Origin of the sequence: Pseudoflavonifractor sp. MSJ-37, assembly GCF_018917965.1 — a bacterium.
Classification (GTDB): Bacteria; Bacillota; Clostridia; order Oscillospirales; family Oscillospiraceae; genus Pseudoflavonifractor_A.
On the sequence record NZ_JAHLPP010000001.1, the window covers coordinates 657679 to 668347 of the forward strand.

The window sequence follows — 10669 nt, forward strand, 5'->3', positions numbered from 1 at the left end:
TCATCATCCGGGACGGCAGGGGAGACCTCTGCCGTCCCGTTGTCAGACACGAGAGATCTCGTGGATGCAAAAAGGAGGACTACTATGAAAACAGGACTGGTCCTGGAGGGCGGCGCCCTCCGCACGATCTTCTCCAGCGGCGTCACCGACGCCATGCTGGAGGGGGACATCGACTTCGACTATGTGATCGGCGTATCGGCGGGCATCGCCTACGGCGTCAGCTATCTCTCCAGACAGTTCGGCCGGAACCTGGAGATCCTGACCAAGTACGCCAACGACAAGCGCTATATGGGCAAGCGGAACCTGCTCAAGCCGGGGAACCACTGCTACTTCGGTCTGGAGTTCTCCTATGAGACCATCCCCAACGAGCTGGTGCCCTTCGACTATGAGACCTTCGCCGCCTGGCCCGGAGAGGCGGAGGCGGTCGTCACCAACGTGGAGACCGGAAAGGCGGAGTACCTGCCCGTGCCCCGGAGGGACGAGCGGTTCCTCCTGCTCCAGGCCACCTGCGCCATGCCTCTGCTGTTCCCCATCTACGATCTGGACGGCATCAAGTGTCTGGACGGCGGCGCCGCCGACGCGATCCCCTTCCGCCGGGCCTTCCAAAAAGGATGTGACCGGGCGGTGGTGGTCCTGACCCGGGAGCGCTCCTACCGCCGCAAGCCGGAACAGCTCCAGCCCCTGATCGACCTGTGGTACCGGAAGTATCCCAAGTTCTGCGAGACCATGCGCCGCCGGGCGGACACCTACAACGCCGACCGGGAGGAGCTCTTTCGGCTGGAGAAGGAGGGGAAGGTCCTGCTGATCGCCCCGGAGAGCACCGAGGGCTTCTCCCGGGTGGAGAAGGACGTGGCCAAGATCCGGGCCATGTGGCAGTCCGGCTACGACGCGGGCAAGGCCCGTCTGGATGAGATCCGGTCGTTTTTGACCAAAAAAGCATGAGCTTCCAAGAAGATTCCGGTGCCGATACATAGTTTGGCAACATTTATGTGATACAGTAGAGCCATCCGAAAGGATCGGCCCCAGGTCCGTCTCCGACGACTCATGGCCGAAGATACGCGAAATGGAGGTCATCCCAATGGCAAGCAATCCCCATTACAACGTAGTGACTGAGGCGATCCAGCGGCTGGCGGCGAAAACACTGGACAACAGCTGCATCGATCCGGACGATTACCTGCGCTATGACGTGAAGCGCGGCCTCCGGGACCTGAACGGAAAGGGCGTCACCGCCGGGCTCACGGAGATATCCGACATCGTGGCCAAGAAGCAGGTGGACGGCGTGCTGGTGCCCTGCCCCGGCGAGCTCTACTACCGGGGCATCAACGTGCGGGACCTGGTGGACGGAGCCCTGGCGGAGCGCCGCTTCGGCTTCGAGGAGACGGCCTATCTCCTCATGCTGGGCAAGCTCCCCAATGCGGCGGAGCTCCAGGAGTTCCGGGAGCAGCTGGCCTACTACCGGTCCCTGCCCAACAACTTCGTCCGGGACATCATCCTGAAGGCCCCCAGCAAGGACATCATGAACTCGCTGGCCCGGAGCGTACTGAACCTGGCCTCCTATGATGAGTCGGCGGACGACATCAGCCTGCCCAACGTCATGCGGCAGTGCCTCCAGCTCCTGGCGGTGTTCCCCCTGCTGGCGGTGTACGGCTATCAGGCCTACAACTACAAGAGCGGCAGCAGCCTCTATATCCACGCCCCGGACCCGGCCCATTCCACAGCGGAGAACATCCTGGCCCTCCTGCGGCCGGACTCCTCCTACTCCTACTGGGAGGCCCATGTGCTGGACATCTGCCTGACCCTCCACGCGGAGCACGGCGGCGGCAACAACTCCACCTTCACCACCCATGTGGTCACCTCCTCAGGCACCGATACCTACTCCTGTATGGCGGCGGCCCTGGCCTCCCTGAAGGGTCCCCGGCACGGCGGCGCCAACATCAAGGTGGTCCAGATGTTCGAGGACATGAAGCGCACGGTGAAGGACTGGAAGGACGAGGATGAGGTGCGGAGCTATCTCCAGGCCCTGCTGGACAGGCAGGCCTTCGACAAGTCCGGCCTGATCTACGGCATGGGCCACGCGGTGTACTCCCTCTCCGACCCCCGGGCGGACATCCTCCACGGCATGGTGGAGAAGCTGTCCCGGGAGAAGGACCGGATGGCGGAGTATGAGCTCTACACGCTGGTGGAGCGTCTGGGCCCCCAGGTCATCGCCGGGGACCGGAAGATGTACAAGGGCGTGTCGGCCAACGTGGATTTCTATTCCGGCTTCGTGTACCATATGCTGGATCTGCCCCAGGAGCTGTATACGCCCCTGTTCGCCATGGCCCGGATCGCGGGCTGGGGCGCCCACCGGATGGAGGAGCTGATCAACATGGGCAAGATCATACGCCCCGCCTACCGGTATGTGGGCGGACACCAGACCTATGTGCCCCTCCAGTCCCGGGCGTGAGGAACGCTGGTCTATGCTTGACATCAGCCTACCGGAGTGATAGGATAGCAGTTAGAGCGAACTAACCATCGCTATCATGCTATCATGAAGGAGCCGATCAGCTATGACGAGATATACCCTGTCCGTAGACGGGATGCAGTGTGGGATGTGTGAGAGCCATGTGAACGAGGCGGTCCGCAAGGCTTGCCCCAATGTGAAGAAAGTGACCTCCTCCAGCGCCAAAGGAGAGACCGTGATCCTCACGGAACAGCCGCTGGACGAGGCGGCCCTGCGGGCGGCGGTCGATGCCACCGGCTACATCGTGCAGGGCATCCACAGCGAGCCCTACGAGAAGAAGGGCCTGTTCTCCTTCCTGCACAAGTAAAACGGCGGATACAGAACGAGCGCCGGGACCTGTTTTTGAGGTCCCGGCGCTCGTTTTCACATCTGGATCTGGCGGTCATTTCGCCGCCGGCTCCTGGATCTGGTCCAGGATGGAGGCCTTCTCGGCCCAGTTGGTGCCATAGTCCGGCCGATCCACCGTATCCATGATCTTGCGGACATCGTAGAACTGCGTGTAGTCCTGCCCGCGCCAGCGGAGGGTGGTGCCGTCGGGGTGGAGCCGGTCACAGATGACGGCGGAGATGCCCTTCTTGATCTGGCTGTAAGAGTTGATGCCCACAGAGGCGAAGATCCGGAAGCCCTGGCTCTGGAGCCACTGGAACTCGGGGCCGTAGTCCTCGCCCTGGTCGTGGTCCCCGTCGGGGCGGGCGCCGTGGGGGTAGAAGAGGATGTTGGTGGGCCCCACCAGACTGCCTACCTCCTCCTGCCAGCGGAGGGTGTCCCTCTGGACCCGCTCCATGGAGGCGGTGGAGAGGCGGATGTGGCCCCAGGTGTGGGAGCCGAAGGTCCAGCCGGTCTCCTTCAGCCGGGCGATCACCGGCTTGACCGCTTCGATCTCGCTCTGGCGGTTCGCGTCGAAGGCGGCCCGCTTGGGGTCGTCGGCGGCGATGTCGATGTCGTTCTGGGTCCGGTAGCCCAGGATGCCCTCATAGCCTGTCAGAGAGAAGCAGCCCTTGGCCCCGTTCAGGGAGAAGTCCGGGTGCTCCCGGACGAACTTGTCCAGGATGGTAGTGGCGTCCAGATCCTGTGTGAGGAAGGTCTCGCCGGTGTTGGGGTCGGTACACTCGGCCCAGATGTCGCCGTCGTCGCCCAGCACCAGCTTGGAGGTGAAGCCCTCCGCCAGCATGTACTCGTAATAGTTCACGTCGTCGAAGGACAGGACCAGCGGCTTCTTGCCCTCGGGGAGCATGAGGGTGTTGCGGACCATCCGGGGCTGTCCCTCGGAATTGGTGGTCTCGCTCCAGATGTCGCACATGTTCACCAGGATGTAGTCCCGCTTGTAGAGCTCGTCCAGGATCTTGTTGAACTCATCCACCGTGACCATGTAGTCGTCCAGGCCCTTCTTCTGGTCCTCCGAGATGGTGGGGGAGCCGAAGGCGAACTCCGGATAGGCGATGACCGGATGGAAGAACAGGTGCTCCACCACCTGATCCGGGCCCCAGGCCTGGGTGAGCTGGTCCTGTGACCAATAGGTGCGCACGGCCTCCTCCGGATCGGCGGTGGGCTCCGGAGCGGGAGTCTCTGTGGGCGCGGCGGAGCCGGCGGGAGAGGCGGGAGAGGTGGGATCCGCGCCGCCCTTCTGACAGCCGGCGGCGGAAAGGGCCAGCAGCAGGGCCAGAGAGAGGGCCGTGCCGCGTTCGATCAGTTTCATGAGTGATGACATCCTCCTATGTATCGATCAGTTTAGGACCATGATACAACAGATGGGCGGAAAAGAAATCACAGAGAAGTTACAGATTTTTTTTCAGAGTCCATCGTCCGGTCCAAAGCCTTAGACGGAGAGACCGGGGGAAAAGTTTCCCGTTCAGGACCGGCTCTGCCGGGCGGAGGCGGGGAGGGGCACCCGGTGGACCAGCAGGATGGAGGCCGCCCCGGTGACGGCTCCCGTCACCAGCGAGCAGAGCAGGAGGGGAGCCAGATACACCAGCGGGGCGCGGCTCCCCAGCACGACCATAGCGGCCAGGATCTGCCCGGTGTTGTGGGCGGCGGCCCCGGCCATGGAGACGCCGTAGAGGGAGAGCCGCCGGCACCGCAGGAGCAGGGCCATGGTCCCGAGGGCCAGCAGACCGCCGGTGAGGGAGAAGGCCAGGGCCATCAGGTTGCCCCCCAGCAGGTTCCCGAGGAAGCACCGGGCCAGCAGGATCAGCAGGGCCTCCCGTCCGGAGAGGCTGCACAGGGCGTAGACCGTCACCAGATTGGCCAGACCCAGCCGCAGGCCGGGCAGGGGGATCAGGATCGTGAGCGGGGCCAGGCCCTCCGCCACCGAGAGGGCCAGCGCCAGCGCCGTGAGGACGGCGCACCGGGTCAGCCGCGAGACGGACAAGGGGCATCCTCCTTCCCGTCCAGAGACCAGACGCGGAACACGGATCCGTCCTCCAGATCCAGCCACCGGAAGAGGCCGTCCTCCAGCGTCATGCAGCTGTGCGGGCTGTCCTCCTTCGGGATGGACACGGAGCCGGGATCCAAATAAGAGAAGGTCCCGGTCTCCACGCAGGCGGGGACATGGGTATGCCCGTGGAGGAGCACGTCCCCCGGCTGGAGCTTGGGAGGGGCGGCCAAGTTGTATTGGTGTCCGTGGGTGGCGAAGATCAGGTGTCCGGACTGCTCCAGAAGGGCGTAGTCCGCCATCACCGGGAAGGGGAGGACCATCTGGTCCACCTCAGCCTCACAGTTGCCCCGGACACAGAAGATCCGGTCCGCCAGCGGGGACAGGAGGGCGATGACCTCCTTGGGAGCGTACTCCCGGGGCAGGTCGTTGCGGGGGCCGTGGTAGAGCAGGTCCCCCAGCAGGAGGAGCCGGCCGGCCCCCTCCGCCCGATAGGCGTCCAGCAGACGGCGGGTCCAGTAGGCCGACCCGTGGAGGTCGGAAGCGATGAGCCATTTCATAGGGGAAACTCCTTTGCATCGTAGGATCTATCCCCCAGTATACCATAAAAGCGCCCGCTCGGGAAGCGGGCGGCGGCCGGTTGACGGGACGGCCTCCCGAGCGTATGATGGACGCATCGATCGAAAGGAGGACGTCAGCTATGACCAACAAGGAAATTTTAGCGCTGCTGAGAGCCGAAAAGCATCGCAAGAAAACGCCGGAGGAGCTGGCCTGGCGGGAGAAGTTCGAGCGGGAGGTCCTGTCGAAACTGGTGCAGTTCGGGGACGATATGGGGGAAGACGTGAAAACGCCTCCTACGACCAGCGGCCGCGTTCTGGAAACAGGGATGAGGAGGACCAGCATGAAGAAATGTCGGATCACCGTGATGCGGAGAGCCCGGTATGATGACCTGATCGGGCGCTATGAAAACCCCATCCAGCACGCCTGCGATCTGGAAGAAGGACAGGTGTTCCTCGCCAACGGCTGGCAGAGGCCGGAGGGGCTCTGCGTCAGTGCGTGGGAGTCCATGTCCCCCTTCGTGCTGGCCCTGTCCCACGGAGGGAGGGGGCTCTACGACGGCTGGATGAAGGACCCCCGCTCCGCCATGATCTCCTGCAACGACGGCTTCCGGCCGGTGAGCTTCTACATCGAGGCGCTGGACGAGGACGCGGACTAGCCCTTGGGCTTGGCCCGGCAGAGCAGGGCGGTGAGGAAGGCGAAAAAGACGGCGGCGGAGATCCCGCCGGCGGCCGCCGTGACGCCGCCGGTCAGGACCCCCAGAAGGCCCTGCTCCGCCACGGCCTTCTCCACACCGGAGGCCAGCAGCCAGCCGAACCCGGTGAGGGGCACCGTGGCCCCGGCCCCGGCGAAGTCCACCAGCGGCCGGTAGAGCCCCAGTCCTCCCAGCACCACTCCGGCCACCACATAGGAGACCAGGATCTTGGCGGGGGTGAGGGCCGTCTTGTCGATGAGGATCTGGCCGATGAGGCAGAACAGGCCGCCGCACAGGAAGGCCCGGACCAGCTCCAGAAACAGCTCCATGATGGGACACGCTCCTTTCTAAGCGCCGCGGGTGGACAGGGCCACCGCGTGGCAGATGGCAGGGATGCTCTCCCCCTGCATGGTGGAGGTGGGGGAGAGGAGGGCTCCGGTGCCGCAGAAGAGGATGTCCTTCCACTTCCCCTGGGCCATGCCCCGCAGGAGGGGACCGGCCAGCACCGCGGCGGAGCACCCGCACCCGGAGCCGCCGCAGTGGACGTCCTGCGCCTCCGGGTCGTAGATCATCCTGCCGCAGTCCGCCACGTTCTTCAGGTCCATGCCGTCCCGGCGGAGCAGGTCCAGCAGGATCTCATGGCCCAGAGTCCCCAGGTCTCCGGTGACGATCAGGTCATAGTAGGAGGGCTTCCGGCCGGTGTCGGCCAGATGGGCCTCGATGGTGGCGCGGGCGGCGGGGGCCATGGCGGCCCCCATGTTGGCGGCGTCTTTGATGCCCTTGTCCACGATCTTCCCGATGGTCACATGGGTGACCTTGGGGCCGTCACCCTCGGCGGCAAGGACCACCGCTCCTGCCCCGGTGACGGTCCACTGGGCGGTGGGGGATCGCTGGCCCCCGTACTCCAGCGGCATCCGGTACTGCCGCTCCGCCCCGCAGAAGTGGGAGGAGGTGACGGCGGCGGTGAGCCGCCCGAAGCCCCCGTCCAGCAGCATGGCCCCCAGCCCCAAAGCCTCCGCCATGGTGGAGCAGGCCCCGTACAGCCCCAGGAAGGGCGTATCCAGTCCCCGGACGGCGAAGCTCGTGGCGATGCACTGGTCCAGCAGGTCCCCGGCCAGCAGACAGTCCAGCGAGGAGGCGGCCTGTCCGGCCTTCTCCAGCGCGGCGGAGAGGGCGGTCCTCTGCATGGCGCTCTCCGCCTTCTCCCAGCTGTCCTCGCCGAAGAGGTCGTCTCCGGCGATCTGATCGAAGGCAGCGGCCAGCGGGCCCTCGCCTTCCTTTTTCCCCACCACACTGGCGAAGCCCGCCGCTGCCGGCGGCCGGGCCAGAGCCACGGTCTGCCGTCCCCGTTTCCTGCTGTCCATGCCATCTGCCTCCTGTCCGTGAGATACGGGCTTAGTTTGAACAAAAAGCGGACCGATCATGCAGAACGATCTTGTCGCAGGGGGGACTGGTCAAATCTAGCGGCGGGGAGTATAATATTTTCATTATCGTTCGACGGCGTCCGGCATTGTCCTGCGGACACCGTCTCATCATTCGGACGAAGGAGGACACTATGGCGGAAGAAAAACGTACGATCGCCTATATCTGCCCTGCCTGCAAGCAGAGCGTCATCCTGGAGCGGAGCATCTTCCAGCTGGCGGCCGCGCCCAACGAGCTGCCCTGCCCCTGCGGCAAGTCCGCCCTGCGGGTGGAGATGATGGGGGACCGGATCGAGATGGACGTGCCCTGCGCCTTCTGCGGCAAGGACCACCACGTCACCTGTCAGAGCAACGACTTCTTCCATCGGCGGGGGCTGGCGTTCTCCTGCAATCGGTCCGGTCTGGACTGCTGCTATGTGGGCGAGGAGGACACGGTGTTCGCCGCCGTCCGCCGACTGGAGGAGGCCGTGGACAAGGTGGACAGGGACGCCGCCGAGCGGGGGACCTTCCTGGACGAGATCGTCATGCACGAGGTCCTCTCGGAGATCCGGGACATCGCCCGGCGGGGAGGCGTGTCCTGCTCCTGCGGGTCGAAGAAGTGGAAGCTGGAGATAAATTACAGCTCTGTGGATCTGGTCTGCGCCGAGTGCGGCGGCGACCTGCGCATCCCCGCCGCCACCCAGAGCGACATCGAGGATATCTGCTGTAAGCCCACCCTCCGCATCCATGGCCGGAAGGGCTGAGCCTCCGGCGGGAACGAGAGGAAAGCGAGGAACATCCATGTTTTTCACCTATCAGTATACCATCGACACCCGGGACACGGACCCCTTCGGCCAGTGCCGCCCGTCCGCCCTGCTGGGGATACTTCAAGAGGCGGCCACCGAGGCGGCGGTCGCTCTGAAGCTCTCCCGGGAGGAGATGCTGGAGCGGTACAACTGCTTCTGGATGCTGGCCCGGATCTGGTATCGCCTGGAGCGGCCCATCTACTGGAACGAGACCGTCACCATCAAGACCTGGCACCGGGGCGGGAAGGCCGCCTCCGTCTACCGGGACTTCGACCTCTATGTGGGGGACGACTGGGTGGGCGAGGCCGTGTCCACCTGGGTCCTGGCCGACCAGGACACCCATAAGCTCATGCGTCTGTCCGAAGTGAAGGAATTCGAGGACACCACCGGCGGAGACCTGTGCAAGGACCGCCGTCTGGGCAAGCTCCGCCTGCCCGAGGGCATGGCCCTGGCGGAGGAGCGCACGCTCCATTACAGCGACGCGGACATCAACCGCCATGTGAACAACAGCCACTACGCCGACGTGATCTGCGACGCCCTCCATCTGGAGCGCCTGGGGGAGGGGAAGTTCGTCTCCAGCCTCCAGGTGAGCTACCTGGCGGAGTGCTTCCCCGGCGAGACCCTGCGGATCGACACCGGCGAGGCCGAGGGCCTGTGGTATGTCCACGGCTCCGACCGGGAGGGGATGAGCCGCTTCGACGGTACGCTGGGCCTGACCGCGCTCCCGGAGGAGAATTAAATACTTGACAGTACCGATACCATCGAGTAGAATAGTTGAAATTCATTGTGTGATAGGAGATGCACTATGGTCAATACCGACGCCAGCCACAAGTTCACCAAGCAGGGGCTCACCTTTGATGATGTGCTCCTCGTGCCTGCCGAGAGCAGCGTGCTCCCCGCAGACATCGATCTGACCACCAAGCTCACCAAGAAGATCACCCTGAACATCCCCCTGATGAGCGCCGCAATGGATACCGTCACCGAGTACCGCATGGCCATCGCCATCGCGCGTGAGGGCGGTATCGGCATCATCCATAAGAATATGTCCATCGGCGCCCAGGCCGAGCAGGTGGACATGGTCAAGCGTTCCGAGAACGGCGTCATCACCAATCCGTTCTGGCTGGCCCCCGGCCACACTCTGGCCGAGGCGGACGAGCTCATGGCCAAGTACCGCATCTCCGGCGTGCCCATCTGCGACAACGGCAAGCTGATCGGCATCATCACCAACCGCGACATGAAGTTCGAGACCGACATGAGCCAGCTCATCGACAACGTGATGACCAAGGAGAACCTGGTCACCGCCCACGAGGGCATCACGCTGGAGGAGGCCAAGGACATCCTGCGCCGCCACAAGATCGAGAAGCTGCCCCTGGTGGATGAGAAGGGCAACCTGAAGGGCCTCATCACCATCAAGGACATCGAGAAGGCCAACGTGTATCCCAACTCCGCCCGCGATGAGAAGGGCCGCCTGCTGGTGGGCGCCGCCATCGGCGTCACCGCCGACGTGCTGGACCGCGTGTCCGCTCTGGTGGACGCCGGCGCCGACGTGCTGGCCCTGGACTCCGCCCACGGCCACAGCCACAACATCCTGGAGTGCGTCAAGCGCATCAAGGCCCTCTATCCCGATGTGCAGCTGATCGCCGGCAACGTGGCCACGGCCGAGGGCACCCGTGCCCTGATCGAGGCCGGCGCGGACTGCGTGAAGATCGGCATCGGCCCCGGCTCCATCTGCACCACCCGCGTGGTGGCCGGCATCGGCGTGCCCCAGATCACCGCCGTGTATGACGCCGCCTGTGTGGCCGCGGAGTACGGCGTGCCCGTCATCGCCGACGGCGGCGTGAAGTACTCCGGCGACATCGCCAAGGCGATCGCCGCCGGCGCCAACGTGGTCATGCTGGGTTCCCTGCTGGCCGGCTGTGAGGAGTCTCCCGGCGACACCGAGGTCTATCAGGGCCGTCAGTTCAAGGTCTACCGCGGCATGGGCTCTCTGGGCGCCATGGCCTGCGGCTCCAAGGACCGCTACTTCCAGCAGAACAACAAGAAGCTGGTCCCCGAGGGCGTCGAGGGCCGCGTCCCCTACAAGGGACTCACCGGCGAGACCATCTACCAGCTCATGGGCGGCCTCCGCGCCGGTATGGGCTACTGCGGCTGCGGCACCGTGAGCGAGCTCCAGCAGAGGGCTCAGTTCATCCAGATCACCGCCGCCGGTCTGCGTGAGTCTCACCCCCATGACATCTATATCACCAAGGAAGCTCCCAACTACACCGTGAATCCTCAGTGATCGGTCAGCATGATGGCCGATCCCGGAGAGACACCTGATCGGCTGTAAAGGAGCAT

At 64.6% G+C, this 10669-nt stretch carries 12 protein-coding genes; 7 read left to right on the top strand and 5 right to left on the bottom strand.

Annotated features, from left to right (window positions below; translation table 11 throughout):
• Positions 1 to 84: 84 nt before the first annotated feature.
• From KQI12_RS03040 to KQI12_RS03050, 3 genes are all read left to right on the top strand, one after another.
• Positions 85 to 942 carry a patatin family protein gene (locus KQI12_RS03040; protein ID WP_216570486.1) on the top strand — a complete coding sequence of 286 codons (858 nt, stop codon included), beginning with the start codon at positions 85 to 87 and terminating at the stop codon, positions 940 to 942.
• A 136-nt stretch (positions 943 to 1078) separates the two neighbouring features.
• Entirely contained in the window at positions 1079 to 2446 is a 1368-nt protein-coding gene (locus tag KQI12_RS03045; protein WP_216570488.1) for a citrate/2-methylcitrate synthase, read from the top strand.
• A gap of 103 nt (positions 2447 to 2549) precedes the next feature.
• Positions 2550 to 2810, top strand: coding sequence for a heavy-metal-associated domain-containing protein (locus KQI12_RS03050; RefSeq protein WP_216570490.1), 261 nt, complete (start codon positions 2550 to 2552; stop codon positions 2808 to 2810).
• Positions 2811 to 2885: 75 nt separating this feature from the next.
• Here the strand turns inward: KQI12_RS03050 and KQI12_RS03055 are convergent, their stop codons facing one another.
• The 3 genes from KQI12_RS03055 to yfcE all read right to left on the bottom strand — a co-directional run bounded on the left by KQI12_RS03055 (position 2886) and on the right by yfcE (position 5434).
• Positions 2886 to 4199 (bottom strand): polysaccharide deacetylase family protein, encoded by a 1314-nt coding sequence (locus tag KQI12_RS03055; protein ID WP_216570492.1) that lies wholly within the window; start codon positions 4197 to 4199, stop codon positions 2886 to 2888.
• A gap of 153 nt (positions 4200 to 4352) precedes the next feature.
• Positions 4353 to 4871, bottom strand: coding sequence for a Gx transporter family protein (locus tag KQI12_RS03060; protein WP_216570494.1), 519 nt, complete (start codon positions 4869 to 4871; stop codon positions 4353 to 4355).
• A complete protein-coding gene (gene yfcE, locus KQI12_RS03065; RefSeq protein WP_216570496.1) occupies positions 4853 to 5434 on the bottom strand; it encodes a phosphodiesterase in 582 nt (193 codons plus the stop codon). Before yfcE ends, KQI12_RS03060 begins: the two co-directional genes overlap by 19 nt.
• A 140-nt stretch (positions 5435 to 5574) precedes the next feature.
• On the opposite strand from yfcE, the gene KQI12_RS12760 reads away from it, so the two are divergent.
• Complete coding sequence (locus KQI12_RS12760; RefSeq protein ID WP_371817941.1) at positions 5575 to 6090, top strand: TIGR04076 family protein; 516 nt, start codon at positions 5575 to 5577, stop codon at positions 6088 to 6090.
• Here KQI12_RS12760 and spoVAE read toward each other — a convergent pair.
• Complete coding sequence (gene spoVAE / locus KQI12_RS03075; protein ID WP_216570498.1) at positions 6087 to 6455, bottom strand: stage V sporulation protein AE; 369 nt, start codon at positions 6453 to 6455, stop codon at positions 6087 to 6089. The genes KQI12_RS12760 and spoVAE overlap by 4 nt on opposite strands.
• An 18-nt stretch (positions 6456 to 6473) precedes the next feature.
• Positions 6474 to 7490 (bottom strand): stage V sporulation protein AD, encoded by a 1017-nt coding sequence (gene spoVAD, locus KQI12_RS03080; RefSeq protein ID WP_216570500.1) that lies wholly within the window; start codon positions 7488 to 7490, stop codon positions 6474 to 6476.
• A gap of 191 nt (positions 7491 to 7681) precedes the next feature.
• Here spoVAD and KQI12_RS03085 point away from each other — a divergent pair, with 191 nt between their 5' ends.
• The 3 genes from KQI12_RS03085 to guaB all read left to right on the top strand — a co-directional run bounded on the left by KQI12_RS03085 (position 7682) and on the right by guaB (position 10613).
• Positions 7682 to 8290 (top strand): hypothetical protein, encoded by a 609-nt coding sequence (locus KQI12_RS03085; RefSeq protein WP_216570502.1) that lies wholly within the window; start codon positions 7682 to 7684, stop codon positions 8288 to 8290.
• A gap of 37 nt (positions 8291 to 8327) precedes the next feature.
• Positions 8328 to 9071, top strand: a complete 744-nt coding sequence (locus KQI12_RS03090) for an acyl-[acyl-carrier-protein] thioesterase (RefSeq protein ID WP_253290782.1) — start codon at positions 8328 to 8330, stop codon at positions 9069 to 9071.
• Positions 9072 to 9137: 66 nt separating this feature from the next.
• Complete coding sequence (gene guaB / locus KQI12_RS03095; RefSeq protein WP_216570505.1) at positions 9138 to 10613, top strand: IMP dehydrogenase; 1476 nt, start codon at positions 9138 to 9140, stop codon at positions 10611 to 10613.
• Positions 10614 to 10669: the final 56 nt, after the last annotated feature.